Source organism: Arthrobacter sulfonylureivorans, assembly GCF_022637435.1.
In the GTDB taxonomy this organism is placed as follows: Bacteria; Actinomycetota; Actinomycetes; order Actinomycetales; family Micrococcaceae; genus Crystallibacter; species Crystallibacter sulfonylureivorans.
In genome coordinates, this window is the sequence record NZ_CP093326.1 from 303,563 (window position 1) to 330,534 (window position 26,972).

The 26,972-nt window shown below is 63.3% G+C and carries 22 protein-coding genes and 1 pseudogene; 11 read left to right on the forward strand and 12 right to left on the reverse strand.

Annotated elements, in window-relative coordinates; all coding sequences use genetic code 11:
* The first annotated feature begins 155 nt into the window (after positions 1-155).
* Positions 156-1,148, forward strand: a complete 993-nt coding sequence (locus tag MNQ99_RS01470; RefSeq protein WP_241914175.1) for a helix-turn-helix domain-containing protein — start codon at positions 156-158, stop codon at positions 1,146-1,148.
* Between the two features lie 161 nt (positions 1,149-1,309).
* On the opposite strand, the gene MNQ99_RS01475 is transcribed toward MNQ99_RS01470, so the two are convergent.
* From MNQ99_RS01475 to MNQ99_RS01500, 6 genes are all read right to left on the reverse strand, one after another.
* Entirely contained in the window at positions 1,310-2,791 is a 1,482-nt protein-coding gene (locus tag MNQ99_RS01475) for an aldehyde dehydrogenase family protein (RefSeq protein WP_241914176.1), read from the reverse strand.
* Between the two features lie 37 nt (positions 2,792-2,828).
* A complete protein-coding gene (locus MNQ99_RS01480; protein WP_241914177.1) occupies positions 2,829-3,704 on the reverse strand; it encodes an SMP-30/gluconolactonase/LRE family protein in 876 nt (291 codons plus the stop codon).
* A 19-nt stretch (positions 3,705-3,723) separates the two neighbouring features.
* Entirely contained in the window at positions 3,724-4,575 is an 852-nt protein-coding gene (locus MNQ99_RS01485) for an isocitrate lyase/PEP mutase family protein (RefSeq protein ID WP_241914178.1), read from the reverse strand.
* The gene (locus tag MNQ99_RS01490; protein ID WP_241914179.1) at positions 4,572-5,747 is read right to left on the reverse strand and encodes an LLM class flavin-dependent oxidoreductase; all 1,176 of its coding nucleotides are present in this window, start codon (positions 5,745-5,747) and stop codon (positions 4,572-4,574) included. The genes MNQ99_RS01485 and MNQ99_RS01490 overlap by 4 nt, the downstream gene beginning before the upstream one ends.
* A gap of 82 nt (positions 5,748-5,829) precedes the next feature.
* Positions 5,830-7,593 carry a GMC family oxidoreductase gene (locus MNQ99_RS01495; protein WP_241914180.1) on the reverse strand — a complete coding sequence of 588 codons (1,764 nt, stop codon included), beginning with the start codon at positions 7,591-7,593 and terminating at the stop codon, positions 5,830-5,832.
* The gene (locus tag MNQ99_RS01500) at positions 7,590-7,928 is read right to left on the reverse strand and encodes an EthD family reductase (RefSeq protein ID WP_241914181.1); all 339 of its coding nucleotides are present in this window, start codon (positions 7,926-7,928) and stop codon (positions 7,590-7,592) included. Before MNQ99_RS01500 ends, MNQ99_RS01495 begins: the two co-directional genes overlap by 4 nt.
* Before the next feature lie 337 nt (positions 7,929-8,265).
* Between MNQ99_RS01500 and MNQ99_RS01505 the strand changes: the two genes are divergently transcribed.
* On the forward strand, positions 8,266-8,775 hold the full coding sequence (locus tag MNQ99_RS01505; RefSeq protein WP_241914182.1) for a flavin reductase family protein: 510 nt from the start codon (positions 8,266-8,268) through the stop codon (positions 8,773-8,775).
* Positions 8,776-8,801: 26 nt separating this feature from the next.
* Entirely contained in the window at positions 8,802-10,481 is a 1,680-nt protein-coding gene (locus MNQ99_RS01510; RefSeq protein WP_241914183.1) for a thiamine pyrophosphate-binding protein, read from the forward strand.
* Positions 10,482-10,953: 472 nt separating this feature from the next.
* Here the strand turns inward: MNQ99_RS01510 and MNQ99_RS01515 are convergent, their stop codons facing one another.
* The 3 genes from MNQ99_RS01515 to MNQ99_RS18990 all read right to left on the reverse strand — a co-directional run bounded on the left by MNQ99_RS01515 (position 10,954) and on the right by MNQ99_RS18990 (position 14,948).
* Positions 10,954-12,321 (reverse strand): MFS transporter, encoded by a 1,368-nt coding sequence (locus MNQ99_RS01515; protein ID WP_241914184.1) that lies wholly within the window; start codon positions 12,319-12,321, stop codon positions 10,954-10,956.
* Between the two features lie 442 nt (positions 12,322-12,763).
* Positions 12,764-13,234 carry a thioredoxin-dependent thiol peroxidase gene (gene bcp, locus MNQ99_RS01520; RefSeq protein ID WP_241914185.1) on the reverse strand — a complete coding sequence of 157 codons (471 nt, stop codon included), beginning with the start codon at positions 13,232-13,234 and terminating at the stop codon, positions 12,764-12,766.
* 379 nt (positions 13,235-13,613) lie between these two features.
* A complete protein-coding gene (locus MNQ99_RS18990) occupies positions 13,614-14,948 on the reverse strand; it encodes a M23 family metallopeptidase (RefSeq protein WP_277883582.1) in 1,335 nt (444 codons plus the stop codon).
* 316 nt (positions 14,949-15,264) lie between these two features.
* Between MNQ99_RS18990 and MNQ99_RS01530 the strand changes: the two are divergent.
* Positions 15,265-15,437, forward strand: a pseudogene (locus MNQ99_RS01530) (IS3-like element ISAar4 family transposase); the annotation flags it as partial.
* A 962-nt stretch (positions 15,438-16,399) separates the two neighbouring features.
* Here the strand turns inward: MNQ99_RS01530 and MNQ99_RS01535 are convergent.
* The gene (locus tag MNQ99_RS01535; RefSeq protein ID WP_241914186.1) at positions 16,400-18,304 is read right to left on the reverse strand and encodes an ATP-dependent nuclease; all 1,905 of its coding nucleotides are present in this window, start codon (positions 18,302-18,304) and stop codon (positions 16,400-16,402) included.
* Positions 18,305-18,524: 220 nt separating this feature from the next.
* Here MNQ99_RS01535 and MNQ99_RS01540 point away from each other — a divergent pair, with 220 nt between their 5' ends.
* The 3 genes from MNQ99_RS01540 to MNQ99_RS01550 all read left to right on the forward strand — a co-directional run bounded on the left by MNQ99_RS01540 (position 18,525) and on the right by MNQ99_RS01550 (position 19,817).
* The gene (locus MNQ99_RS01540; protein ID WP_241914187.1) at positions 18,525-18,851 is read left to right on the forward strand and encodes a restriction endonuclease subunit S; all 327 of its coding nucleotides are present in this window, start codon (positions 18,525-18,527) and stop codon (positions 18,849-18,851) included.
* Entirely contained in the window at positions 18,848-19,078 is a 231-nt protein-coding gene (locus tag MNQ99_RS01545; RefSeq protein ID WP_241914188.1) for a transcriptional regulator, read from the forward strand. Before MNQ99_RS01540 ends, MNQ99_RS01545 begins: the two co-directional genes overlap by 4 nt.
* A gap of 136 nt (positions 19,079-19,214) precedes the next feature.
* Positions 19,215-19,817: a recombinase family protein gene (locus tag MNQ99_RS01550; RefSeq protein ID WP_338423125.1), complete on the forward strand. Its 603-nt coding sequence runs from the start codon at positions 19,215-19,217 to the stop codon at positions 19,815-19,817.
* A gap of 184 nt (positions 19,818-20,001) precedes the next feature.
* Here the strand turns inward: MNQ99_RS01550 and MNQ99_RS01555 are convergent, their stop codons facing one another.
* Positions 20,002-21,414 (reverse strand): MFS transporter, encoded by a 1,413-nt coding sequence (locus MNQ99_RS01555; protein ID WP_241914190.1) that lies wholly within the window; start codon positions 21,412-21,414, stop codon positions 20,002-20,004.
* A gap of 223 nt (positions 21,415-21,637) precedes the next feature.
* Between MNQ99_RS01555 and MNQ99_RS01560 the strand changes: the two genes are divergently transcribed.
* Positions 21,638-22,174, forward strand: coding sequence for a type 1 glutamine amidotransferase domain-containing protein (locus tag MNQ99_RS01560; RefSeq protein WP_241914191.1), 537 nt, complete (start codon positions 21,638-21,640; stop codon positions 22,172-22,174).
* Positions 22,167-23,174 (forward strand): PDR/VanB family oxidoreductase, encoded by a 1,008-nt coding sequence (locus tag MNQ99_RS01565; RefSeq protein ID WP_241914192.1) that lies wholly within the window; start codon positions 22,167-22,169, stop codon positions 23,172-23,174. The genes MNQ99_RS01560 and MNQ99_RS01565 overlap by 8 nt, the downstream gene beginning before the upstream one ends.
* Before the next feature lie 103 nt (positions 23,175-23,277).
* On the opposite strand, the gene MNQ99_RS01570 is transcribed toward MNQ99_RS01565, so the two are convergent.
* On the reverse strand, positions 23,278-24,609 hold the full coding sequence (locus tag MNQ99_RS01570) for an amidase (RefSeq protein WP_241914193.1): 1,332 nt from the start codon (positions 24,607-24,609) through the stop codon (positions 23,278-23,280).
* Between the two features lie 141 nt (positions 24,610-24,750).
* On the opposite strand from MNQ99_RS01570, the gene MNQ99_RS01575 reads away from it, so the two are divergent.
* Together MNQ99_RS01575 and MNQ99_RS01580 are read left to right on the forward strand one after the other, a co-directional pair.
* Positions 24,751-25,956 carry an aromatic ring-hydroxylating oxygenase subunit alpha gene (locus MNQ99_RS01575; RefSeq protein WP_241914194.1) on the forward strand — a complete coding sequence of 402 codons (1,206 nt, stop codon included), beginning with the start codon at positions 24,751-24,753 and terminating at the stop codon, positions 25,954-25,956.
* Between the two features lie 72 nt (positions 25,957-26,028).
* On the forward strand, positions 26,029-26,940 hold the full coding sequence (locus MNQ99_RS01580) for an NAD-dependent epimerase/dehydratase family protein (RefSeq protein ID WP_241914195.1): 912 nt from the start codon (positions 26,029-26,031) through the stop codon (positions 26,938-26,940).
* The last annotated feature ends 32 nt before the right edge of the window (positions 26,941-26,972 follow it).

Below are 26,972 nucleotides of genomic sequence, written 5' to 3' on the forward strand. Positions count from 1 at the left end.
CCCGCGCGCACTTCGCTCGCTGTCAACTGAATTTCCCTCTGTGCACATTCCGAGTGAGATCCAGGCCACATTCGTTCATACTGGGAGGGCTACCGATCCGTTCCGCGGTCCGCGGTCTATGGGGATTGGATTCACAGGGACAAAGGAGTGTCTGAGTGACGATTAACGTTGCGGCCGCAACCGAGCTCGAGCCGCTGCACAACGGCGCGGTGAGCAGGATGTCGACAACGAACGTCGCCGAGCTGAGCCGTGTCATGTCCAGTTATTACGGCCCGGTGCGGGCGTTTCCTCTGGGTGAAGAGAAGTTCGGCGTCCAGATGAACACCAGCCGCAACAACGACGTCGTCGTGGGCGCCGTGCGGGCGCGCGGCCATCGGCTGGAGCGGACCGAGGCACTGATTGGCGACGTCGACCCGACGTATATGAATTTCGGCCTCCTGCTCGCCGGGCGCGGCTACGTGCACCAGCAGGGCCGAACCGCGACGCTGGGTCCGGGCGCCATGTTCATGAACGACCCGGACGTGCCCTACAGCCTGGCGTTCAAAGAGTCGTTCCACCTGCTGTATTTTCTCTTCCCGCGCAAGATGGTAGGCCTGTCCGCGTGGAGTCTGGGCGGCATCGTTGCCCGTGCGGTGCAGCCGGACGACGTGCTGTCGCGGTTCGTGCGCCCGTTCCTGACCCAGTTCGACCGCAGCTTCGGTGCGGTGGAGGAGCGCGCGGGGACCAGACTGCTGCATAGTGCCCTGGATTTGATCGGGACCGTGGCGCACCAGGTGCTGGAGAGTGACGCCGATGGTCAGCCAATCAGCGTGCAGCGGCAGCCGCTGCTGCAGCAGGCGAAGGATTTCATCGAATCGAACATTTCCGATCCGGAGCTGACCCCGACGCGTGTGGCCGAGTCCCTGTTCATCACGCCGCGGCACCTGCACGGCATCTTCCAGCCGGAGGGCACCACTGTCGCCGCGTGGATCCGGGAGCGGCGGCTGGAGATGTGCCGCCGGGACCTGTCGGATCCGCACCAGATGCACAAGCCGGTTTCGGCGATCGGGGAGCGCTGGGGCTTCGACGAAGCGTCGCACTTCTCCCGGGTCTTCCGCAGCGCCTACGGGGTGTCGCCGCGCCGCTACCGCGAACAGGCCACAGCCTAGGGATTCCGTCGAAGCCCTGTAAGCCGCCGGCGAGGCGACGGGCTGCCTACAGAGAACTGTGCTGCGACGTGGAGTGAGAAGACAGATGGACGGTGCCCCTCTCGAGGGACCCCGTCCATCTGCAGGCTCCGGCCGTCGACCGGTTCAAGCCATCTTCGGGCTCAGAGCCCGAAGACCACCGACTTGGGCTGCGTGTAAGCCGCCAGCGCCTCGGGCCCGAATTCGCGACCGAAGCCGGACTGCTTCATCCCGCCGAACGGCATCGCCGGGTCAAGAAGGCCCCAGGTGTTGACCCAGACCATGCCGGCCTGCAGTTGCTTGGTCACGCGGTGGGCGCGGCCGATATCCGTGGTCTGCACCCCGGCGGCCAGACCATACGGGGTGGCGTTGGCGCGGCGAACCGCTTCGGCTTCGTCGTCGAACGGCTGGACCGTGAGCACCGGGCCGAAGATCTCCTCGGCGACGATCGGGTCCTCATCGGCGACATCGGCCACGACGGTGGGCTGGTGGTAGAAACCGCCGTCGAGCTCGATCGGCTCGCCGCCGGCGACGATCCGCGCCCCGGCTTCCCGGGCGTCGCGCAGGTAGCCACTGACCTTGTCCAGCTGCTTCTGGCTGACCAGCGGGCCCATCTCGGTGGCCGCTTCCTGGGGGCGGCCCACGTTCATCCCAGGCACGGCCTGGGCCAGCATCTCCACTACCTGGTCGTAAATCGGGCGCTCGACCAAGATGCGGGTACCGGCCATGCAGAACTGTCCGGCGTTGAACAAGGCGCCGCCGATGATCGAGGGAATCGCGACATTCAGGTCGGCGTCGGCGAACACCAGGTGTGCGCCGTTGCCGCCCAGCTCGGCGGTGACCGGCTTCAGGCCCTTGCCGGCCAGTTCGGCGATGTGTGCGCCGACCTCGGTGGAGCCCGTGAATGCTACCTTGCCGACCAGCGGGTGCGAGGTGAGAGCGTCGCCGATGACGGCGCCGGATCCGGTCACCACGTTGACGACGCCGTCGGGGACCCCTGCTTCTGCCAGGATTCTGGCCATCGCCAGCGCCGTGAGCGGGGTGTCGGTGGCCGGCTTGTGCACCACGGTGTTGCCCATCGCCAGTGCCGCGGCGATCTTTGTGCTGCTGAGGATGAGCGGGAAGTTGAACGGGGTGATCGCCGCGACGACGCCGATCGCCTCGCGCCGGGTGAAGGCGTGGGCCGGGAACGGTGTTTCCCGCACCGCGCCGTCCAGCTGCATGGTCAGCGCGGAGACGTACTCGTATTGCTCTGCGGCCGTCGCAACGTCCACCGCCTGCGCGATGCCCAGTGGCTTGCCCACGTCCAGGCTTTCGAGCCGGGCCAGCTCTGCGGCGTTCTCCCGGATCAGCTCCGCGACGCGGTGCAGCACGCGGGCCCGGTCGCGGGCCGGCAGCCCGGACCAGACGCCGGAGTCGAAGGCCTGCCGGGCGGCCCGGACGGCGTCGTCCACGTCTTGCGCGGTGGCCTTGGCTACGGAGCCGGCGACCTGTCCGGTGGCCGGGTTCAGCACGTCTGTCCGTTCGCCGCTGCTGGCTTCGCGCCAGGCGCCGCCGATGTAGAGCTGTCCCTGGAGCGGATCCGGCGTCGTGGTCGTGGGGGTTTCGGTGTCAACGGTGGTCATGGTCTTCTGCCTCTCGATTGGTGGTGGTTGGTCTGGTTCAGCCGGCGTACCGGTGCTCGGGCAGGCCCCGGACGCCGAGGCCGTCGATGACGAACATCCGGCCGCCGTCCTCCTCGGCCTCCTTGCCGAAGGTGCGCGGGTCGATGGAGGTGACGAAGAGGCGGTCCAGGTCGGGGCCGCCGAACATGACGCTGGAGACCATGCTGGTGGGCAGTTCGACGGTGCGGTCCAGTGTCCCGTCCGGGGCGAACCGGGCCACCACCCCGCCTTCGCACACGGCGGTCCAGAGGTAGCCCTCGGCGTCGACCGTGGCGCCGTCCGGGATGCCCCCGAGCGAGTCGGTCTTGGCGAAGACGCGGCGGTTGGCGACGGCGCCGGTGTCCAGGTCGTAGTCGTAGGCGTAAATCGTCTTCGGCACGCTGTCGGCGTGGTAGAAGGTGGTGCCGTCGGGGGACCAGCACGGCCCGTTGGCGACCGTGATGTCCTGGTCCAGGACGACGATGGCGCCGTCGGAGCCGATGCTGTAGAGCTTGCCCAGCGGGGCGCTCACCTGCAGGTCGACGCTGCCGCAGATGTAACGGCCGCGCGGGTCCACCTTGCCGTCGTTGAGCGAGGTCCGGGGCTGGTCCGGGTCGGGATCGCCGATCAGGGTGAGCTCGCCGGTGGCGAAGTCGAACAGGTGCATCCCGTTCCACAGCGCGAGGATGGCGCCGCCGTCGCGCCGGATGCCGAGGCAGGCTACCCGGCCGTCGAAGTTCCAGGTCTTCAGGTCGCCGGTTGCCGGGTCGTACCGGTGCAGGGCGAAACCGGCCGCGTCCACGTAGTAGAGGGCCTGTTCGTCTACGTCCCAGACAGGGCCTTCGCCGAGCTTGCAGGCCGGCACGTCGACCCGGGTGACGGTGAGTGTTTGCATGCTTGTGCCTTTCAAAGGGTTAGTGGATGCTGTCCAGCGCGCGGGCATCCACGGCGGCCCAGTCCTCGGGGCGGACCAGCGAACGCAGCCCTTGGTGCCCGATGCTGTCGGCGGGCAGCGCGGTGCTGCCGGACCGGATGGCGTCGAGGCCCTGCCGGTAGCCCGTGAGGCCGGCCAGCATCAGGGTGGCCGGGTAAAGCGCGAACTCGTAGCCCATCGCGGACAGTTCCTCCGGGGTGGCCGTGGCCCAGGGGCCGTTTTCCACGATGATCGCGATGATCGAGACGGTCACGGCATCGCGGGCCCGCTTCAGCGACTCCACGTCGGGAACCCCGGTGAGCAGCACGGCGTCGACGCCGATGTCCTCGTAGAGCCGGGCGCGCTCCAGTCCGGCGTCCAGGCCGAGGATCCCGGCAGCATCGGTCCGGCCGACGATGAAGGTCGCCGGGTTCTGCCGGGCGGCCAGAGCCGCCTCGAGCTTGACCGTCATCTCGGCTTCGCTGATGACCGACGGCGGGACCCCGAGGACCGGTGGGAAGCTCAAGTCCTCGAACGACATGCCGGCGACGCCGAGCGCCTCGAAGGATCGAACGGTGCGGGTGATGGCCTTGGCGTCGCCGAAACCATTTTCGCCGTCGACCATGGCTGGCAGGGTGCTGCCCTGCAGGATCCTGCCGACCGCGTCCCGGTATTCGCCGAAGCTCTGGAGGCCAATGTCGGGCAGCGCCAACTGGGTGGCCGCCAGCGAAGCGCCGCCGATGGCCAGGATGTCAAAGCCCGCGTCTTCGATCATCCGGGCGGTGATCGCGTCGTGGGCCCCGGGGATCAGGATGGTCTGGTCCGAGCGGATGAGCGAACGCATGCCGGTCATGCCGAAGCCTGTTCGGTCGCGCGGCCGGCGGCCGTTCCGATGAATTCCGGGGCGGGGCCGCGCAGTCCGCGCTGTTCCAGCAGCGGCAGTACGGTCTCGTTGAACTCGCGGAGGCCGGATTCGAAGTCCACGAAGGTGGTCAGCACGCCGTCGACCCCCGCGTCGGAAAGCATGGTCAGGCGGTCGGCAATGTCCTGAGCGTTGCCGAACAGGTGCACGCCGCCGCCGCCGGCCGCCGCCTCGCGGACCGCGCGGAGGATTTCCGGGGCGGTTTGGGCGTGGTTTTGGATCTGGAAGCTGGCGAACAGGTCGATCGCTTCGTGGTCGCCGTGTGTATCGGTGTAGTAGTCGAAGGCGGCGCGGCCGGCGGCCGCGTCCTCGCGCTGGATCACCAGGGAATGCGCCCAGACCTGGATGTCCCGGCCGTACTTCTCCCGGGCGTACTCCTTGTAGGACTTCACCTGCGCGCTGACCGCCTCCGGAGACGGGTCCGGGATCATGATGAAGGCGACGTCGGCGTGTTTGGCGGCGAAGTCCCGACCGCGGCCGGAGCTGCCCGCGTTCATGATCGGCGGCATCGGGCTGGACGCTGGCTTCGGCGCCAGCATCGCGTCCTTGAGCTGGAAGAACTCGCCGTCGAAATCGAAGCCGTCGGGCTCGGTCCACAGCTTCTTGATGATGGTGATCCATTCCTCGGCGTGATCGTAACGCCGGTCCGGGTCGAAGTCGCCGCCGAACATCTCCATCTCCGGCATGAACCAGCCACACACCACGTTCAGGGTGAAGCGGCCGTTGGAGATGTCGTCGATCGTGGCGCCTTGCTTAGCGGCGACGATCGGATGGGTGGTGGTGGTGTGCACGGTGCTGAAAACCGACGGGTTGCTGGTGGTGGCTCCCAGCGCACCGGCCCAGACGAACGGGTCCAGGACCTGGCCGCTGAAGTGGTGGGCGTCGCCGAACGCGTGCCAGCGGGAGTACGGGACGATCGCTTCGAACCCGGCCTGGTCGATCATCTGGCCCAGCTGCGAGGTGTAAGCCCACGACGGGGTGTGCCGGTCCGGGTGCTTCGTCATCACCGTGCCGGAGCCGTTCATGCCGAATACGCCCAGCTTGAGCTTGTTGGGCCCGAACAGCGGGTGGACGCGGGGGGCGGCGGGATCATGGGAAGTCATCGATATTGCCTTTCTGGACTGTTTGACGGGGGGTGAATCGGGCCGGGCCGATGGGATCGGGTCGGCGTGTTGTCTATGCGGATTACCAGCCGGTCTTGGTCTCCCACGGCTCGGCGGCAACCACCGTCGGCGAACCGACATCGGACTGATGAGAGACCGAACCGGGGAAATCCGGCAGGTCGATGATCGGGTGCGCCGCGCGGGCGGCGTCGATTGCTTCCTGGGCTTCGAGCACCGGGGCGGGTGCAACGGCGCCCAGGACCAGGTCCGCTGCCTTCTCGCCGAGCATGGCGATGACACCGGTCGGGTTCCCGCCGATCTGCCGCGGCAGCACGGACGCGTCCGCGATGCGCAGGCCCAAGACGCCGTTGACCCTCAACTCCGGGTCGACCACGGCGCCGTCGTCGACGCCCATCCGGCAGGTGGCGAGCGGATGCTGGGTGGTCGAAGCGGCCGAGCGGAGGAAATCCTCCAGCTCCGCCTCGGTCTTGGGCAGCGAGGCCGGCCGGGCGATCGCGCCGATATGCCGGCGCAGGCTCGGCTGGTCGAGCCAACTGAGTAGGACGCGGTAGCCGCGTTTGAGGTCCTCCACATCGCGGGGGTCCTGCAGCAGGTTGTAGTTCACCCGCGGTGCGTCCAGCGGAGACCCCGAGGCAAGACGGACCTGGCCACGGCTGTGCGGGTAGGAGACGCCGGCGTTGGCCACCAGGAAGTCACCCCGTCGGCGGTCCGAGAAGGGCCGCCACGGGCGCGAGTCAGCGGTCCCGCCGAGCATGAAGCGGATGTCCGGCCCTTCGGTTTCACTGGTCGTGGAGGCGACGCCGGTAACCACCACGGGCATGCCGGAGAAGGCACCCTTCCCGGTGACGGCCCACTTCAGCGCATTCGCCGCGGCTCGGTCCCACCGCATCTCGTGATCGAAGGCGTGGTCGGGCCGGCAAGCCACTTCGACGCCGATAGCCGGCTGTTCGACTAGGTTCTGGCCCACTTCGCTCGACTCGTGGGCGACGGCCAGGCCGTGGCGGCGCAATTCGTCCGGGTTCCCGACCCCCGAGTGCATCAGCAGGTGCGGGGTCCGGTAGGCGCCACCGGCGATGATGATCTCCCGGTCCGCCCGGGAAGATTGCGACTGCCCGGAGACCAGGTAGTCGACGGCGACGGCGCGGCCGGCTTCGATCACGATGCGCGTGGCCTGCGCGCCGGTCAGGACGGTGAGGTTTTCGCGGTCCAGCACGGGCTTCAGGTAAGCGTCGTAGGCGCTGACCCGGCGACCGCGGTGAATGTTGGTGTCGGGAATGCCGAAGCCGGCCGGCTGGGCGCCCATGAAGTCGTCGGAGAGCGGGAAGCCCATCGCTTGGGCCGCGAGCAAGGCGTCGGCCGCCATCGGGTGGGTGCTGTTGAACCGGTTTACCCGGATGGGGCCCTTGTCCCCGTGATAGCGCGAACTGCCGCGCCAGTTCGTCTCTGTGCGCTTGAAGTAGGGCAGCAGTTCGCGGTAGCCCCACTGCTCGAGGCCCATCTCCTTGAAGGCCTCGTAATCGGTGGGCAGGCCGCGGTTGAACACCATGCCGTTGATGGAAGTTCCGCCGCCGAGAACTTTCCCGGCGGGGATGGGCAGCCGGCGGTTATTCAGCCCCGGCTCTTCTTCGGAGCGGAGCATCCAGGTGTGCTCTGGACTGAACCACAGCTTGGTGGACAACACCGGGACCCGGAACGGCAGCCCGGTCGGAGCGCCGCCGGCTTCCAGCAACAGCACCCGGTTCTGCGGGTCCGCGCTGAGCCTGTTGGCGAGCACACAGCCGGCCGGCCCAGCGCCGACGATGATGAAGTCGTAACCACCGGTCACGGCGCAACCTGCTCCGCTGCGTGGGCCACGGCCACCTCAGTCTCGTGGCCCCCGGCTAAGGTGGCGCCGCCGGTGGCGAAATTCGCGATGTCCGCCCCGGCTGCCTGCCCGGTCTCCGAGCCGAGCGCAGCCAGGGCGGCGTCCTTGTCCGCGAAGTACAGGTTCGCCTGGAAATACCAAGGCGAGGCGGCGTCGTCGAGCGCCTCCCCCTTGAGCGTGGTGAAGGACCGGAGGCCGGGCAGTTGCGCGGCCAGTGGCGCGTGCACCTGCTCGTAGTGGCGGTCGAACGCCTCAGAGTCAGCGGGCTGTCCATAGGTGACGGTGATCCGGTACATGTCTTCCTTTCAGCTGCCGAGTCAGCGATGGGGCCGAAGCGGCGGGACGGTGGTGCGGGTGCGGAGATGCGAGCCTCCACATCTGCTTGAAAGTGATCGTAGCCACAGGTCCCCACGCCGATCTTGACGATCCGGGAACCCCACTTGGCATTGCGGGAAGACTGGAAAAACAGCCCCGTAATTGAGCAGCCGACGCGGTTTGGCAACGCGGGAAATCGACTTGACGCACGGCGAATAGTCCGCCCCGCAGCACTGTCCCGATCGCGGACGCCAGACGTAGGCTCGGGCCACTAACAGCGGCACACTGTGCCTTCATCGGCAGGAAGTGACTATTACCGTGACGATCGCACCCAGTACTCCAGCTCCGGCAGCGGCGCTCAGCCAGGACCGGTTCCGTGAGGCCGCAGGCCATTTTGCCAGCGGCGTCGCAGTCATCACCACCGCATCCGGCGGACGGCTCTACGGCACGACGGCGTCTGCCGTGACCAGCCTGTCAATGGAACCGCCGATGATGCTGATTTGCCTGAATCGGTCCAGCAGCACCCGCGATGCGCTCCTAGACGCCGGCCGATTCGGCATCAGCATCCTCTCTGTTGACCAGCAGAAGTTGGCGCGCCGCTTCGCGGGCAAGGGTCCTGATAAGTTTGACGGAGTCGCCCCAGATCAGGTGGACGGCATACCGCTGCTCCCCGGGGCAATCGCCGGAATGGTCTGCCGCACCGAGTCGACCACTACCGGCGGCACCCACACAGTTTTTCTGGCCCGCGTGGAGACGGTCGTGACCGCACCGGGCGAACCGCTGGCTTATTTCCGCGGGGGCTTCGGGTCTTTCCTGACCGCCCGCTGACAGAGAACTCACCACGAAGGAACACCATGACAACAGTCTCCGAGCGCGTCGCAGAGGTCCTCGCCGGACAGGTCGACGAGGTCTTTGCCCTGATGGGCAACGGCAACGCCTACTTCGTCGATGCGCTGGCACGGCAGTCGGTGCGGATGCATGCGATGCGGCACGAAACCGCCACGGTTGCAGCCGCCGATGCTTACTACCGCGTGTCGCGTCGGCCAGCGGTGGCGACGACGACCTTCGGCCCCGGCTTCACAAACACCTTGACCTCGCTGGCCGAAGCCGCGCAGGCCAATACACCTGTGCTGCTTGTGGTCGGGGACGCCCCGAGCACTGGCCCGCGTCCTTGGGACGTGGATCAAACGGCGATGGCAGCCGCGATGGGAGTCAACACGTTCACGGTGACCGGAGCGAACGCTGGCCAGACTGCGCTCGACGCCTTCCACTACGCCGTCACGCGCCGCACCGCCGTGGTGCTGGCCATCCCGTACGACGTCGCGGCCTCACCCGCCGCCGATGAGGGCACCTTGGTGCCGGGACCCCTGCCGCTTGCAACAACGACGGCGGCCCAAGCCTCACTTGATGGCGTGGCCAAACTGCTCGCGCAGTCCGAACGCCCACTAGTACTCGCCGGACGGGGGGCCCGCTGCGCTGCGGGTGAACTGAGTCAGTTGGCGGATTTGGTTGGTGCGCTTACCGCTTCCAGCGCGCCGGCACGTGGCACTTTCGCCGGCCGAGCCTACGACCTCGGCGTGGCCGGCGGCTTCGCCTCCGAGCCTTCCGCCGCGCTGATCAAGGCGGCCGACGTCGTCCTGGTCGTCGGCGCCCGGCTGAATCAGTTCACCACTTCCTTCGGGCATGCCTTCGGCGGAGCCGCCACGGTTGTGCAAATCGACGTCGCCGAAGCTGCCACCTCGCCGTTAGTTGACCACTTCATCCAGGCCGATGCGGCCGATGCCATCCCGGCCTTGGTGGAGCGGTTCCGGTCCGTGGCCGGCGAGGGAAAGGCGCGGCAAATGCCCTGGGGCGGGTCTGCCGAGCAGGCGAAAGATTCTACCCTGCAGTTCGACCGCGAGCCCGGCGATGAGCTGGCCCCCGACGGTCGGTTGGACCCGCGCAGCCTGATGCGCCGGCTGAACACCATCCTTCCTGCCCAACGCCAGGTAGTTTCCGATGGCGGTCACTTCATCGGCTGGGCGAACACCTACTTCGAACTACCCTCGCCGGACAGCATCACCCTGGTCGGGACCACCTACCAGTCGATCGGATTGGGGCTGCCGTCGGCCGCCGGCGCCGCAGTCGCCCGCCCGGAACGCACCACCGTGGTGGTCACCGGCGACGGCGGAGGGCTCATGGGCCTACCGGACTTGGACACGCTGGTTCGGGTGGCGCGCAGCGCAATTGTGCTGGTGTTCAACGACGCGGCCTACGGCGCCGAGGTCCATCAATACGGTTCGCAGGGGCTGGACCAAGAGATCATGCAAATTCCGCAGGTGGATTTCGCACAGGTTGCCCTCGGCTTCGGCGCTAAGTCAGCGGTTATCCGCACCCTGGACGACCTGGACCAGATCCAGGACTGGGTCGATGCCGGCGCGGAGGGAACCTTCGTGGCCGACCTGCGGGTCTCGCAGGGCATCATCGCCCCCTACATCCTTGAAATCATCGAACTGACGCTCAAACGCCCCCAGCCGGCCGGGCGGAGCGAGTAGCGCCGGCACCTTCAGCCCCAGCACCACAAGCAAGGCAGGTGCTGGGGCCCAACCAGAAACTGGGGGACGGATTGCCGGGACCGGGGATACCTTTGAGCTGGGCCGGATCTGGGCAACTGTAGTGCTCGTTCTTAAATCACGCTGCCGGTTGCATCTTGGTTCACCAGTGCCGGATCACAGAGCGCGGACTAGAGCGGCATGCGAATCCTGCAGCCTTTGCCCAAGTCGCGCTGTTTCAAAGCCCAGTCGATTGATCCACATTTTGGACGCCCCTGACAAATTTCAGCAATGGATCAACGCCGAAGCTAATGGGCATGTCTGAATCGGGCTTACGCGTTTTCCAGTAGTCCGTCGCCCGGTAGATGATGAGAATCATTGAACTTAGAGCAGCGACGCGGCAGTCCGGCCTCTAGCATCCAAACGACGCCAGAGGCCGGACTACCGATTTTTTGGGGGGCGCTACCAGCCCCTGCTACGCCAAGGTGCCCATGCTCGCGGTTTCCCGCGACCTGATCGGTTGATGCCGCCCTGCGATCAGGACAGCTGCCGCCGCGACGCACGCAAGCAGGCAGTAATAGACCGCGATCAATGTCAGTCCGCCGCCACCGGCCTGTCCCAGGTATTGCGCAACCAGCGGTGCCGTACCGCCACCGATCGCAGCTCCCACCTGAAACGTCAGAGACAATCCGGTGTAGCGCGTTGTCGTCTCAAACAGTTCCGCCAGGAAAGCACCCAGCACACCGAGCATCGATACCTGCATCACCGGCAAACCGAGCATGAAGCCTAGGCCGATGAGGAATGGGTCATTGGTGCTGAACAATGCCATCATCGGCCACACGCCGATCATGCCCAGAACCGCCCCTGCCACGAGCATGCGGTTCCGGCCGATGCGATCGGAAAGCCAGCCGACCAGCGGGATGGTGAGAACGCCAACTGCACTTGCCGCCGTGATCATGAACAGCAGAGCGTCCACGGTGATTGCGGGCGCAACTCCTTCGCCGGCCAAGCCAGCTGATCGGCCGGCGAGGTGGGAAATCATGAAGGACGTCAGCATGACCTGAAGGAAGAGCGGTGCCAAGGCTACGAGAATTCCCAGGAGGATTTTTCCGCGAGAGTCACGCAGCACCCTCAGAAGGGGCGCTTTCTGCTTGACTGCGCTCGGCGCTGCCGCTTTGAACTCCGGCGACTCCGAGACCCGGTAACGCAGGTACACGGCGACGGCGACTACGACGATTGACAACAGGAAGGGAACCCTCCACCCCCACGTCAGAAATTGCTCCTCCGGAAGCGCCACGAAAATTCCCAGCACGAGGGTGGCGAGCACGGACCCCGCCGGTCCACCTGATACGGCAATGGATGCCCCGAAACCCTTGTTCCGCTTACTCGAGTGTTCCATGGACATCAGAGTGGCACCGCTCCATTCGCCGCCCACGACGATTCCCTGGATGACGCGGATACCGGTGAGGATGACGCCGGAAATGACCGGCCCCAGATTCGTTGGCATTAGGCCGATGGCCAGCGAGACCACACCCATCACTAGGACGGAGATAAACAGCATGGGCTTTCGCCCTATGCGGTCCCCAAAGTGGCCGAAGAGCAAGCCACCAAGCGGCCGCGCTAAGTAGCCCGCCAGCAGTGTGACGAAGGCCAACGTCGTCCCGAGGGCTGGATCCATCCCGGTGAACATAACCCGTGGAAAAACCAATGCGGCTGCAGAGGCATAAAGCAGGAAGTCGTAGGCTTCGACGACGGAGCCTAAGAAACTGGACCCCTGGGCGCGGCGACGCTCTTTTCTTGCAGCGTAGTCCGTCATCCGCTCGGCAGATTTCGAAGTTGTCATGAATTACTGTCCTTGATGTAAAGTTCACCACCTAGATGTGATGCTCCTTACATGCCACCTCATGGCTGGGCGAAACTGAACACGAAAGACTCGAGCGTTTCCTTCTAGGTCAACTCGATTGCACGGAAGATCAACCCTTTGAAGCCCTTAGGTCAACGTGATGGGGTGTACACCAATTTGTCGTGACCCATCATTTCTCTAACAACCATCCCAATTGGAAGCGCCGTAAGACGCCTCAAGACGCGCATCCAGCTCCTCGTTGAAACTAGAGACGCGCGCTGAGATTAACGATGTCCGCGGCATGACCCGCTTTACCGCACTGGTAACGAGTTGTCGCTGCATGTGCTGCGCCATACTGGGACCGAAGGAACGGATCGCCGAGGCCATGGTCACTGATATTCCACTGCGGGCAATGGCTATGGCGGCCGGCACCGCCTTGGGATCAGACCCCGAGGGTTTCGCGCAGGCGCGCTACGTGGCCCTTGGCGTCCACGTCGTACTCAGCGTGCTTGATGGTTCCGTCCGGGCCGATCACAAAGGTGCTGCGGAGTGTGCCGGTGAAGACCTTGTCGCCGAACTTCCTGTCGCCGTATGAGCCGTATGCCTTCGCCACTGCAAAATCGGGGTCGGACAGCAACGGGAAGGTCAGGCCCTCGGCGTCGCTGAATGCCTGGATAGCCTCCGGTCCGTCCGGCGAGATGCCGATGACGTCGTAGTTGGCGGCCTGCAGGGAGTTGAGGCTGTCGCGGAAATCGCAGGCCTCTGTGGTGCAACCGGGGGTGGCAGCCTTGGGATAGAAGTAGAGCACAACATTCCAGCCGGCATAGTCGGACAGCGAGACCTTCTTGTCGTCAGCGTCGGAGAGAGTGAACTCGGGGGCGGACATGCCGGGCTGAAGCTGGGACACGAACATCCTCTTTCGTCGGAAGAACCAGTGTGAACTGTATTTTCCTCACCGAGTCTAGTGGCGCGGCTGGCGCCGGAGGGCACGGCCGCTTCAACCATTGCGTGAAGCATCGGGGGCCCGGCTTGCTGAAGACCTCGGGCTAGAGTTCCGGACACAGGGGCTTCTCGCACAGGAACCTACGGGAGCCATCTACATAGCCGCCGTTAGTGGTCGTTAATGAGGTTGCCAGGAAGCAGCCCAGAGACGACATATGCGTTGTTATCGGCCTTCGACGATTTGGCCGTATCGCATTGGTTCCAGAGTAGGTCCGAGATGAATTCAGCTGGATGCCGCCTCGTTGCCGTGGTGACTGGTCCCTACGACACGCCGCGCACCTTGAAATTACTCATCCAGGGAAGTTGATGATGTTTCCGCTCATGGGCAGTTCGTCGGTGCGTGGTTGCACGGTTGCCAGATGGTCGGCGAAGAACTTTCCAGTGATGTAGTCATCAGCGGCCAGCATCAACTCCGGATTGAGAAAACCCGCGTAGGAGAAGTTGTCAAGGACGTAGGGAACTGCGTCGGCCCCAATCAGGCTAGGGTCGTTCATGAGCTGAAAATGCAGATGGGCTGCGTTGGAGTTTCCTGTGTTGCCCAGCTTGGCGATGACCTGGCCTGCCTTGACCTGGTCACCGGGTTTGACCAGCAGCGACCCTTTCTGCAGGTGGGCATACATGGCCCAGACACCGCCGCCAAGGTCCTGCACAATGTGGTTTCCGTCAACGGTTTCCACGGTGATTTGTTTGCGCAATTCGGGGTCACTGGCTGGCAGGACACCGGGTGTGTTAGCTTCAAGCGTGTCAAGCGTTGATGAGATGGTGCCATCTGCCACGGCATGGATTTCCTGGCCGTAGCCAAGGTAGCTTTCGTTCTTTGTTTTGTCTCCGGAGACGAACTCGCCGTCGTCGTTGGTGCGCATCCAGTCGATGGCCAGGCGTTGGCTGTTGGAAAGCTTGCCGCTCAGGGGCGAGAGGGACGGGATATGTGGGAATCCGACGTCGCAGCAACCGTTTTGAGCCACCCAGTTGGTGCCCCTGACTGGCGGGGAAATCACCCGGGCGGTTCCGGCCGAGATGTTCACGGGTGTCACCAGGTAATCGACGTCCGAGGGCTCCGTGGTGCCTGGATTGGCGGCGGCCTGCAGGTAGGCGTGGTGCAGGACCATTTTCGGGGCGTCGGCCAGGCTGTCGAAGGACAGGTGGACCAACAATGCCCGGGATTCCTGCGCGGCGATCTTAGTATCTGGGGCTGGGCTGGAGGGCAGGGTCCGCAGTCTGTTGCAGTCCCCGTAGTCACAGTCCGGATCAACCAATTGCTTTCCCGAGAACGACTGAATAACGGTGGCCCGGCTGGCCTCATCGACGACGTCGATCCGCTCCAAAGTTGCCGGGGCCACGCTGGCGTTCGTCAGCAGAAGGTCGTATACGACGTGAAACTTGCCGTCTGTTCCCTTGAAGGGCATGGTGGCTTCCCCGAGCTGCACAATGGCCACAGCGGTGTAGGCCGGCGGCAGCGCCACGGCAGTTCCTGTCCCGGGCCCACCGCTGACGTCCGTAGTGGCGACAGCGGTCCCGGTCTTTTCGGCTGTTGTGGTCTGGTCAGCAGTGTTAGGTCCGGAGGTGCAGCCCGCCAGGAGAAGTGCAACGGCGATAAATGCAATCATCCGGTGTGTGATTTGCATGGTCCGTTGCTCCTGGCGAACTGGATGCCTGCGGATTATCCGCACGCGCCTGAACTGATCCACAGCGCTGCCATCCGTCCAATTTCCGCCGGAGTCAACCCTTCGGCCCAGTCTACGGCGGGCCCCAGATGAGGGCCATAGGCCCAGGTCCCCACTTCCTGCCGCCGCTCCCGTTCAGAGGCGGCGATCCCACGTTGACCATGGGGTGCGGAGAGGACGTAACACCACCCCGGGTGCCAGGACCCTTCAGGCCGGTAAGTCGGGTGAGCGGTGCCTTGCCATACCTTTGCCCAAGATGACGGGAGAGGATGCCAGGCTCAGAGGGCGGGGCGTCTACCGCACGAAGTACGCCCCGAAGGAACGTGCCGCAGGGACGTCATCCGCTACATCGAGGGCTTCTACAACAGCCGCAGGCGCCACTCGGCGCTCGATTACCGGCGACCGAACGAAGTCCACCACAGTTACCAGCAGCCGGCCACGGCAGCGTAGAGAAACCACTAATCCGCTGTCCGCAACTCCTAAGCAGCCCAGGAGGAGGAATCCTCAAAGCAGCTGTTTGGTCTGTACAACGCCCTTGCTGTGATGGCCTACCTGCTCAGGGTGATCGAACCGAACAGCGGTTGGGCCGCGCGCGGTCGAGCTCATCGATTCGTTCCCCCAAACCGAACGCGTGACTAGGCAATCTATCGGCGTGCCCGAACACTGGTCAACGATGGAATTCTGGCGTTCCTAGTACTGGTCATCTAGAGCTTTGCCATCTGTGGCCCGAGTGCGCTTTGGCTCCAACCAGACGTATGCGCCGTTATCGGCGTTTCCGTCCTATCACTGCCGCGAGGGAACACCGAGGTCGAATAACAGGCTTCGCCAAGTATCCGATCCGAGTGCGCTCCTGCTCACGTTGTCGCCCGCTTCGGAAGCAACACGGTATGAATGGTTCGATGGTCGCCAAATTCACCTGTTGGCCTGTGTCCAGTACTCCCGTCTCGGCGGTATCAGTCTTAGCGGGGGCCACGTCCGCACTCGAAAGCGGAAGTCGGAAGTGGGTAGGTCTAAAAGCCTCTGATATCCTCTATTATGGATTTCAAAACTAAATAGATGTGCTCGGTCGTCCGGGGGTTCGAATCCTCCGACCACTGCTGGCAACAGTGGTATGGCTAGTCCTTTTCTGCACAGCAATGACAATTGCAGGCGCCTTCGGGTGTATAGAAGGGGGGATCATTATGATGCCAACTACTGAAATGTTTGTATCGGTTTGGGCCACTATACTTTCAGGTATTCTCTCGGGACTAGTTTCGGCGCAGGCGGCCGAAGCTTTGGGTAAATAACCCATCAAGAGATCCCACCAATTCGTCGAATTGGTGGGATCTCTTCATTTTTGCCGCTAGCCAGCTGGAGTATTTGCTGTTCTCGGCGCCTTTGCCCCTGAGCCAGTTGGGCGAAGATCCCAGTCCTTATTCCGCAGGGAGCAATCTGTTGATCCGGGCGAATAGATCTGCGAAACGCGCGATGTCCTCGTCCGGTAGCTTGTCCACCAAGGCGGGATTGCGGCTCAGGAGGCTGGCCGGGTGGTAATGATCGAACTTCTTACCAAGAATGCGTTCAACTTGGACCATGATCCGTCCAGAGTTGAGCTTGTCTGGAGTGAATGTGCCGATGCCGGATTCTTCGAGGAGCCGCAAGTACCAACTGCGATCGAAGAGGTCTTCGATGTCCGCCTCTCTGGTGCCTGTGAATTCAGTCAGCCGAACGATGGAAGCATGGTCTATGAGTCCCTTGGCAATGATTTCGTCAAGGCGCTGGTTGCCCTTTGCAGCAACATCGATCATGGCGGCGATATTGAGGTTGCTGCCTGTGAAGAGGCTGATGAAGGCTGGCATCTTCTCTATGCCTCCGGCCGGGACGACGCTCCATCTTGGGTCCAGGCCGGCTTCAGTGTTTTCGGTCCTGGTCTTGACTGCCTCAGACATGATGGTCAGGTACAGGAGGTCGCTCGGGCCTTCGACCAAGAGCTGATGCGGACCGATAAGAAGGGTCTGTGCCAGATCGACGCCGATGGCAGCGAGCAGCGGAAACATCGTTTCCTGCCCGGCCCGCAGAACGTCCGCTGTTATCTTAGTTCCCTCTTCTTCTTGGTCCTCCACGGTGCGGCATCGTTCGATGTGAGAGGGGTCGATCATGAACGGTGAATGTGTTGCGTAGATGACTTGATGATGGGGTGCCAGCTCCTCTTCGATGTAGCGGAGCAAATCTGCTTGGGCTGTTGCGTGGAGACTCAGCCCCGGTTCATCCAGCAGGATGATTTTGGGCGACTTGTCGCGGGCATACTCGCTGAAGGCGGCCAGGAATGAGAAGAACCAGAGGAACCCTCGCGAACGCTGTCCGATGTCCAGAGTAACCTGGTGCCGGTTATTGAAGACGCCTATCTTCAGGTAGGGGTCGAAGTCGAACTGAGCGATTTGCCGACCCTGATTGTTTGTTATTGACTCGACCTCGACTCGGCGCATGTCAACGTCGAGGTTAACGCGAAGATCTTTGTTCTGGCTCCAATATTTGAAGAGCTTCCTGGTTAGGCTGTTCGCAGCGCCCTCCATGGACGCTTTGCGCCTCGTGTAGTTCTCCTCGGTGAAGCGGCCAGCATCGGCTTTGGCGACTCTCAGGAGGGAGAGGGCCGTTCTTTCCGACGGAGACAACTCTTCTTCATCCTCCAGGAGGCGGTTGAGGGGGATGTCATCACCGATAGTGCCCCATTCGTCGAAGTAGACAAATTTTGGGACCCGCTGCGCGAGGAAGGTGTGGACCTCGGCGTTGAAGTCCATGGACTCGAGTCTGTTGCCAAGTTCGGCCGCAGGCGTGACCTCAGAGTCCTCCTGGAGCCGTTCCAATATGGTGGCAACCGATGTCCCAGTTCCGTATTTCTTTTCATCAATGCCCGCTGCAGAGATGAAGTGTCTCACCATGGCTAGCTCATCAATTTCGACAGAAAGGATCATCGGTTCTTTGTCATACCGGCGGCTCACGGTGATCACATTGCTCTTCAGTGTCTTCGCACCGAACTGTTTGGCGACCACATCTTCGTCTTGCTCATCAAGTGAAAACGTTGCAGTCACCGGACTTACCTTGGCGATATTGCCATCGGCCTCGTCTTCGTTGTAGTCGCCGCGGGGATAGTCCCTCAGAGCGTCAAAGCTTTTGGGGTAACCAGAGTCAACGGGATTGACCCTGTACAGTGCCTGAAGGGCTGCGGTCTTACCCGACTCGTTTTTGCCCACTAGGGCCGTGACATCCGGCTCCAATTCAAAGCTTCCTGAGTCGTCCACGCTCTTGAACCGATGGATTTCGACAGACGTTAGCCTCATGCTTCCCCCGCTCTAGTTGAGTATTGAAGTAAGTCTTGCATGCGACAGCGACAGTTCCGACCGGCACGGACGCCAAGAAGGATTGTTCTGCGCTCACGAGGGCAAGCGGCTTTTTACTGAGCATCGAACATCAGGAGACATCCCCTTTGTCGCTGGCTCCAGGGCCAACAAAAGCATCGTTGACTACTCGGATGTTACTCCGTTGTTTCTTGGCGGGTAGGTGACGTTGATCTTTCACGGTGACCAGCCTGTTCCGTTCAGTGCCTCCGATGAGGTCATCGTGCTTGAACCGGTTTCAGATGACGCTTCTGAAGATGCCTTGTTTGTCGTAGCCAGTCTGCTTACACACCAATGCGTTCTTAAGTTCGGGTTCGGTTACATGTTGACCCTGCACAGACTAAGTCGCCAGAAGATCACGATGCCCGTCACCACGAACGCCAGCGGTGAGCAGATCATCGGCTGGGAAGGGATGCACCGCCATGGCCGCGCACTCAGGGGTCGGGCTGAACGAGCAGTGGACGCAGTGCTGGAATCGGCGCAGCCATGAGTAGAGACCCTAACGAGGCCAAGGGTTTCGGGATCAAGGTTCGCGAAACCCGGGAGCTCGGCTTGTTGCAGACCGAACTCGGCAAGCGATCCCGCGTGTCTCGTCCCACGAGTGCGCGGGTCGAGGCCGGTAGCGATGTTTCGACGGTCACTCTCACGAAAGTAACTGCTGCGCCCGGGCTGAAAGTCGGGATCGAGAAGGGGCAGCAACATGACCACGTGTCCTGACTGCCTTTAGGGAGCGGGTCATTAGCCGGCGTGTTGTTTCCTTGGCTTGTGTCCGGTAGCTATGTGCCCTGACGGGGATCTCACCAGAGGACCGTTTGTTGCGACCGTGCGTTCTCCGAGCCGCCCGTCGTACAGTGTGGCGCTTTCCGGGGATTTTTCCTCGTCTCATCAATATTTGGCAAGCATCGGATATGCGAGGGTCAGCACGGTGGACCAAAACGCTGACCTTCAACATACGGCGTTGAAGGTCGCAGGATGCAGACGGATCTTTACCGACCCTGGGGTGAGCGGCACACGGGCCAAACGTCCTGAACTGGACAAGATGCTTGAGCACCTGCGCGAAGGTGACGAAGTGATGGTGTGGAAGCTGGACCGGTTGGGACGCAATACCCGCAACCTGCTGGACCTCATAGACGACCTCGAGGGGAGGGGTATCCACTTCCGTTCACTGACCGAGTGCATCACTACCACCGGCGCCATGGGCAAGGCCATGCTGACGGTAATGTCCGCGTTCGCACAGCTCGAACGCGACCAGCTCGTCGAGCGGACCAGGGCGGGCATGGCCGCAGCTGCCGCCAACGGGCGCAGGGCCGGACGACGGGAAGTTGCCGCCGGGGACTCGAAGGTGAAACGAGCCCGAGAGCTGAAGGCCCAGGGCCTCAAACCAGCGGACATCGGCAAGATCATCGGAGCTAGCCGCGCCACTGTCTACCGATACCTGAGCATGGACGCAGACTGAATGACTACGCGCCGACGAAGCCGCAACGGGATAGGTGGTTGGGCCGATTGTTGTCCCTGGCATGGAGCTGGAGGTCGACGGCGTCCTCTGACAAGATGTCAAAGCTATGGGGAGGAAGCGGTAGCTTCCTCCCCATAGCTATTGTCATGTTTCCCAGTCGCTGATGCTCATGCTGGCAAGGTGGCTACCTCTTGAGAGCTGCCATTTCCCTGCGGCTGCGGCGGCTGGGGTCCTTGTAGATGAAGATCGCGCCGAGGATGCTGATGCAGGCCAGGGCTATTACGTAGTAGGGGTATGCCAAGGCATTGCCGGTGCTGCTGTGCAGTGCCACTGCAATGTAGGGAGCGAAGCCGGCCATGATGGTGGCGAAGTTGTAAGGCAGGGCCCCCGCGGTTGCACGGACCCGAACTGGGAACAGCTCCGGCAGCGAGGTCAGGACCGGAGCACCGATCAGGGCGATTGCCAGCGTGAACATGCCTGCACCAAGCATGGCCGACCACACCGTACCGAAGTGTTCCGGCATCCAGAACATCGGGATGATGGTGGCTGCCATGAGGATGTTCCCCATGATGATGACTGGTTTGCGTCCGATCTTGTCGCTCAGCGGTCCGAATAGAAGGACGCCGAGGGTGAGGACGACGAGGCCGACGAGGTTGGAGTTGAGGGCGTCGCTGGCGGAGAAGCCGTTCTGAACCAAATACGTGACGTACAGAGCGCTGTTGGTGTAGATGCCCGTCATGTAGGTGATGGTGATGAGGAATAGGGCGATCATGGGGCGGCGGTGGTTGCGGAAAGCCTCTTTCAGCGGTGAAGCGACGATTTCCAGCTTCTCCTGCTCCTCGCGCATCGCCTCGAAGGCGGGGCTTTCATCGACACGCCGCCGGACGTAGATCCCGATTAGGCCAAGGGGAGCTGCGATGAGGAACAGGATTCTCCACCCCCAGCTCTCGAACGCGTCCTGTCCGAGGGTGAGGGCGAGAATGGCACCCAGTCCGGTACCGCCGAGCAATCCTGGGTAGGTGCTTGCGGCGAGGTAGCTAATCCACCGTGCCCGCCGGCGGGAGGGGGAGTGTTCGAAGACGAAGCTGACAGCGCTGGACCATTCTCCGCCTGCAGCGGCTCCCTGGATGAGACGCAGAACCAGGAGCAGAATGGGTGCCGCGACGCCGATGGCCGCATATCCGGGCAGCACGCCGATTCCGACTGTGGCGATAGACATGACGATAATGCACCAGGCCATGACCTTTTTTCGCCCGAGGATGTCGCCGTAACGGGAGATGATGATGCCACCGATCGGACGGGCCGCAAACGCAAGGCCGAAGACCGCGTACACGCCAAGAAGTGCAGCGAACGGATCATCCGGTGAAAAGAACGCTCTGGCGATGAATGCGGCGACGACGCCATAGGCGGCGAACTCGTACCATTCGACGAAGTTGCCGGCCAGCGCTGCCAGCACGACCTTGCGGCGGACGTCATCAGGAACATGATCGCCGAGGTCGCCATGGGCGTTGATTACTGGGTCATCATTAGGTGCCGTATAGCCGGCAGTGCCCAAGTTGGCAGCGGAAGGGGCCGGCATCAGACGGTCTTGTGTCATGAAATCTCCTCGGAAGGAAGAAGGTGTGGTGAATCACAGTGTTCGTTAACAACGAACGCGGTGTCAAGACTTTCCCAATAATTAATTCAGTAGAAACACCCGCGCTGATTCACTCCTCGCTCCTGCCCGTTAGTATCAAGGACTTTTAGGGTTCAACATTGACAGCTGTTCGAATCTACAGAACACTTGAGGCATTCAATCCCCTGAGCTGAACGGACGCCAGATGGAACTCAAAGATACGTCGATCGTGATTCTGACTGCGGACTATTTCGAGGAGTCCGAGGTCCTCTTCCCGTACTACCGCCTGCTGGGTCAGGCGGATCGGGTCGTCGTCGCCACGCCGAGCGGGTCTCCGGTGAAAGGCAAAGGAGGCTTCGGGGCTTTTGCCGCACAGGCCGCCTTTGCAGACCTGTCGGCGGACGACTTCCAAGCCGTGCTTGTTCCCGGCGGGTTCGCGCCTGATCTGGTCAGACGCAGTCCGGAGGCGCTGGAATTTCTGCAGGCAATGGACGCGGCAGGGAAGCCGGTGGCCATGATCTGTCACGGCGCATGGGTGGCCGTCTCCGCAGGTATTCTTGAGGGCCGAACTGTGACCAGCGTGCCGTTCATCCGTCCCGAGGTCGAGGGCGCAGGAGCCAAATGGATTGACGAACAGGTCGTTGTGGACGGCAATTTTGTCACCAGCAGGGTCCCCGATGACTTGGATGCCTGGATGAACGGCTTCCTCCAAGTGCTGAAGGGAGTCGGTGGCGATGACTGATGCTGTCCTGGCGCCGGTGCGGAGCCGAGTGGCCGTCCCCGAAGCAACCTACCGTGTGCGTGTGGCAGCGCGGCGGATAGTGGGTGAAGACATTGTGTCGCTGGACCTGACCCGTCTGGATGGGGAACCCTTCCCGGAGTGGGAGCCCGGCTCGCATGTTGACCTTTTCCTCGGCGAAGACGAGGACGGCGAGACCCTTTGCCGCCAGTACTCCTTGTGGGGTGCGGTAGAGGACCGCTCCGTCTGGCGAATCGGGGTGCTGAAAGATCCGAAGAGCCGCGGCGGCTCGGCACGGGTACACGCCGAACTGTTGGAGGGTACCGAACTCACGGTGCGCGGCCCCCGCAACCACTTCCCTCTCGAACCTGCCGGTGCCTATGTTTTCTTCGCCGGCGGCATCGGCATCACCCCAATTCTGCCGATGGTCCATGCCGTTGAGCACGCAGGGCAGCCGTGGAAGCTCTACTATATGGCGCGCAACCGTCCGCGGCTGGCACTGCTTGATGAAATCGGCCGGCTGCCGGCGGACAAAGTGGTGCTGCACTGCGACGATGAGAGCGGTCTCATCGACTTGGGTGCGATCACTTCGACGCTGGGCACGGCCGATCATGTCTACGCCTGCGGCCCCGGCCCGCTGCTTGACGTACTGGACAAAATGGCCGCTGACGCCGGCCGCTGGACGTTCCACTGCGAACGTTTCGCCGCAGCACCGCCGGCCGCCGGCGTCGAAGACAAACCGTTTGAAGTCGTGCTGGCAAAGTCCGGGCGCACGCTCCAGGTCCCGGCAGGGGTGTCCTGTTTAAAGGTGCTGCGCGAGGCCGGAACCGACGTCGACTGGTCCTGCACCGAGGGTGTCTGCGGCACCTGCGAAACCGAGGTGCTCGAGGGCGACCCGGACCACCGCGACGCGGTGCTGACACAGGCGGAACGTGAGGCCAATGAAACCATGATGCCATGCGTCTCCCGCGCCCGTGGACCGCGACTCGTGCTCAATCTCTAGGCCGCCCCAAGCGGGGCCCGGCTACCGTCCGACGGCGGTACCCGGGCCCCGCTGCGTTGCCAGCATGGCCCGGCGGAGGAGCGGCCGACGGCCCGGTCCCGGATCACCCGGTAACAGGTGCTGCTGATCCAGACGGTGCCGCGGCACGCAGTTGCCGTTCAAGTCCGGCGGCGGCCGCGAAAAGGAGCTCCTCATCGCCGGGGAGGCAGGCGAACTGGATACCCAAGGGCATACCGCTGGCTGGCTCAACAAGCCCGGGGACCACGAGCACCGGCAGGCCGAGCGCCTGCCACGGCCGGCTCATCAAGGGGGATCCGGTAGCGGACAAACCCTGCGGAGCCGGTCCCTGCGCGGCAGGTGCCATCAGAACGGAACCACCGGCCTGCTCTTCCTGCAGCCAGGCGAGCTCTTCGGCGACTGCCGCATGCGCGGCGGTGTACTCATCGTCCCCGGTGGCCCGCCCGGCCTCGAACAAGGCGGCCAGCTGCGGGCTGATCCCATCGGGACTGGCCGCCTCGGCGCTGCGCAGCCGCACCGCGTCGTAGGCCATGATCGCGCTGTGGGCATCGACCAGCCTTGCCCCGCGAACATCGAAGTCCAGCGGCAGGACCGGGTGGCCCAATGAAGCCAAGGACTGTTCGGCGGTCCGAAGGGCTTCCAGCATGGCTGGTTCGATAGCGAAGGAGCCGGCCGGAGTCCAGCTGAGCACCCGGACAGGTGCGGGCGCCGTTGCCGGACAGGCCGGTACTGCCGGATCGCAGTTGTTCAGCACCCGGAGAAGGAAATCCATATCCGCTACCGACGCGGTAAGGAAGCCGAGTGAGTCCAGCGAGGGACTCAGTCCGGTAATGCCCCCCTCCGGATAGGTGCCGCGCGCGGTGACGAAACCGGTTACCCCACAATAGGCAGCGGGCCGGGAGACCGAGGCAGCGGTCTGGGTGCCCAGGGCTAACGGGACCATGCCGGCGGCGACCGCGGCTGCCGACCCCGACGAAGAGCCCCCCGGCGTCCGCGAGGGGTCATGCGGATTGGCTGTCGGGCCAGGACTGAAGTACGCGAACTCGGTTGTCACGGTCTTGCCGAGCACTACCGCCCCGAGACGGCGCAGCAGTGCCACGACTGCGGCGTCGGCGGCCGCAGGAGTCCCGTTACGCAACACTGAACCGCAGCGGGTCGGCAGCCCTGCCACATCGATAATGTCCTTGACCCCTACCGGCACACCATGCAGCGGGCCGCGTTCGGCGATCGGCAGACGGTCCAACTGTTCTGCGGCAGCCAACGCCCCCGCCGCATCAACCGTAACCCAGGCATGGAGATCCGCCTCTGCCATGGCGATCCGGTCGAGCGCGGAGCATACGGTCTCCATCGCGGTACTCTCTCCCCGGGCCAAGGATGTGACGGACTTTTCGAGCGACTTCGGGGCGACATACTGCATGAAGTTTTTCCTTTCAGCTTCGGGCAGGCATTGCTCGGGAAAAGGTTATGGAGAACGAGGTCTTGACTTATGTTCTATCTGACAGAACACTATAGGAAAACCATGTGAACCCCAATACCCATCCAAGCTCAAGGAGACGCCATGCTCACCCCGATTCCCCTGGAAGAATTCGACGCCAGTTGCGGCGACATCAACGAGGTCGTTTCGCTGCCGCCGGCCACCTTCACCTCCCAGGAGTTCTACGACTTCGAGATGGATGCGGTGTTCGGCCATGAGTGGCTTTGCATCGGCCGGGCCACCGACATCCCCAATAAGGGTGACTACTTTAGCGTCGACGCATTGGGAGAGCAGCTGCTGGTGGTGCGCCAGGCCGACGGATCCGTCCGTGTCCAGTCAAATGTGTGCCGACACCGCGCCATGAAGCTGGTACAGGGCAGTGGCAATGCCCGGCGTTTCAAGTGCGACTACCACTCGTGGGTCTACGGACTGGACGGTGAACTGCAGTCTGCACCAGATCTGAACGACAATCCCTGCTTCGTGAAGTCCTCGGTGAAGCTGCCCGAAATCCGCTCCGAAATCTGGGAAAACTTCGTCTTCATCACCTTCGACCCGGACATCCCGCCGTTGGCCGACCGGCTCTCCAACCTCTCCTCTTACCTAACCAACTGGGGCCTCTCCGACCTGAAGTCGTCCTCCCCGCTGACCTACTTCCCGGTGAACTGCAACTGGAAGATTTTCGGAGACGAGTGCTACCACTGCGCGCACCTGCACTCCAAGAGCTGGTGCCCGATGTATGACACCGCCTCGGAGCGCATTGACTACGACTCCCTGGCCAACGAGCCGGAAAAAGGCATAATCGCCTACGACTTGATGAGCCTGGACAAGGACCTATCCCCAACGCGCACCGGCAAGAACCTGCAGCCGGTGCTACCCAACCTGACAGACGACCAGCGCCGCCGGCTCGTCTACGTCACCGTGGCGCCAAACCTGCTGCTGATCGCCATGCCTGACAAGGTCAAGTACTTCACGTGGCTGCCAACCGGCCCAACCACTTCGGTGTTCGCTGCCACATGGCTCTACCCGGACTCCACGCTGGCGAAACCCTCCTTCGAGGAGGAATGGAAGATGGAGGTCGAGGACCTCAAAGAGGTCATGGTCGAGGACGTCTACGCCTGGGAGTCAGTGCAGAAGGGCATGTTCTCCCGCAACGCCCCGCGCGGCCGGTACGCGCCCAGCGAGATCGTGCTGGTCCGGCTCAACGAGTGGCTGATCAACAAGTACCGCACCGCAGACGCCAAGGCACGGGGCGTCGAGGTCGTCGGTGCCGCCGAACCTGCCGGCGTCTGACCCGCCCCATCGATCAGTGCCGCACCGGCCGGACACCCCGGCCGGTGCGGCCCCGAGAAGCAAGGAGAGACAGTGTCTCCCAAGAAAGTAGTTGTCACCGGCGGCTCCGGCCGGGTCGGCCGGTACGTGCTCGACGAACTAGCCCGCGCCTTCGACGTGCGCAACGCCGACCTTGCCCCGGCTGCAGCTGGCCCGAACGGGCGCCCGCCCGCCAACGTCGAGTACATGGCCACCGACGTCATGGACCTGGACGAGGTGCGCGCGGCACTCAAGGGAGCCGATGCCGTGGTGCACCTCGCCGCCATCGATTATGACTGGAAGGCCGCGCCCGAGAAGTACATCAGGGTTAACACGCTGGGCACTTGGAATGTACTGCAGGCCGCGGAGGAGAACGGGTTGGAGAAGGTGGTGCTCTGCTCGAGCATCTCCGCCTGCGGCCTGTCCGAGATGCGCCCTGACTGGACTCCGCAGTATCTGCAGGTGGACGAAGACCACGAGATCCGGCCGGTGCAGGCCTACAGTCTGAGCAAACAGATCATGGAGAACATGGGGCAGGCGGTCTCGCGCGGTTCGGGTATGTCGGTGATCTGCATCCGGCCGCTGGCCGTGGTGCTGCCCGAGGCCCTCACCGAGTTCACCGAGTTCATTGACAACCCCGAGCTGCGCTGGCTGTTCTACTACATCGAAGCCTCAGACTTGGCCCGCGCTTTTCGCGCCGCTGTCGAAGCCGAAGGTCTCGGCTTCGACACCTTCTTCATCAGCGCCGACGACACCTGCCATCCCGAACCAACGCTCGATTGGTACCCACGCGTGATCGGCGGAAACGTGCCGCAACATGACGCCGCGCTCTTCCAAAACAACCCCCGCGCGTCAATCTTCTCCTCCGCCCGAGCCAAAGAAAAGCTCGGCTGGGCGCCGACCAGTAACTTCCTACACCTGCGGGCAGCACAAGGACATCCGCTGCCCGAAACCGCCGCCCCCTGAGCCCAGGCCGGGCCTACCGAACACTCACGAAG

What these genes read in the sequence shown, in the direction of transcription:
- MNQ99_RS01475 (WP_241914176.1), bottom strand. Translation starts at nt 2,791, where the DNA reads ATGACCACCGTTGACACCGAAACCCCCACGACCACGACGCCGGATCCG.
- MNQ99_RS01480 (WP_241914177.1), bottom strand. Translation starts at nt 3,704, where the DNA reads ATGCAAACACTCACCGTCACCCGGGTCGACGTGCCGGCCTGCAAGCTC.
- MNQ99_RS01485 (WP_241914178.1), bottom strand. Translation starts at nt 4,575, where the DNA reads ATGACCGGCATGCGTTCGCTCATCCGCTCGGACCAGACCATCCTGATC.
- MNQ99_RS01490 (WP_241914179.1), bottom strand. Translation starts at nt 5,747, where the DNA reads ATGACTTCCCATGATCCCGCCGCCCCCCGCGTCCACCCGCTGTTCGGG.
- MNQ99_RS01500 (WP_241914181.1), bottom strand. Translation starts at nt 7,928, where the DNA reads ATGTACCGGATCACCGTCACCTATGGACAGCCCGCTGACTCTGAGGCG.
- MNQ99_RS01510 (WP_241914183.1), top strand. Translation starts at nt 8,802, where the DNA reads ATGACAACAGTCTCCGAGCGCGTCGCAGAGGTCCTCGCCGGACAGGTC.
- MNQ99_RS01515 (WP_241914184.1), bottom strand. Translation starts at nt 12,321, where the DNA reads ATGACAACTTCGAAATCTGCCGAGCGGATGACGGACTACGCTGCAAGA.
- bcp (WP_241914185.1), bottom strand. Translation starts at nt 13,234, where the DNA reads ATGTTCGTGTCCCAGCTTCAGCCCGGCATGTCCGCCCCCGAGTTCACT.
- MNQ99_RS18990 (WP_277883582.1), bottom strand. Translation starts at nt 14,948, where the DNA reads ATGCAAATCACACACCGGATGATTGCATTTATCGCCGTTGCACTTCTC.
- MNQ99_RS01535 (WP_241914186.1), bottom strand. Translation starts at nt 18,304, where the DNA reads ATGAGGCTAACGTCTGTCGAAATCCATCGGTTCAAGAGCGTGGACGAC.
- MNQ99_RS01545 (WP_241914188.1), top strand. Translation starts at nt 18,848, where the DNA reads ATGAGTAGAGACCCTAACGAGGCCAAGGGTTTCGGGATCAAGGTTCGC.
- MNQ99_RS01555 (WP_241914190.1), bottom strand. Translation starts at nt 21,414, where the DNA reads ATGACACAAGACCGTCTGATGCCGGCCCCTTCCGCTGCCAACTTGGGC.
- MNQ99_RS01560 (WP_241914191.1), top strand. Translation starts at nt 21,638, where the DNA reads ATGGAACTCAAAGATACGTCGATCGTGATTCTGACTGCGGACTATTTC.
- MNQ99_RS01565 (WP_241914192.1), top strand. Translation starts at nt 22,167, where the DNA reads ATGACTGATGCTGTCCTGGCGCCGGTGCGGAGCCGAGTGGCCGTCCCC.
- MNQ99_RS01570 (WP_241914193.1), bottom strand. Translation starts at nt 24,609, where the DNA reads ATGCAGTATGTCGCCCCGAAGTCGCTCGAAAAGTCCGTCACATCCTTG.
- MNQ99_RS01575 (WP_241914194.1), top strand. Translation starts at nt 24,751, where the DNA reads ATGCTCACCCCGATTCCCCTGGAAGAATTCGACGCCAGTTGCGGCGAC.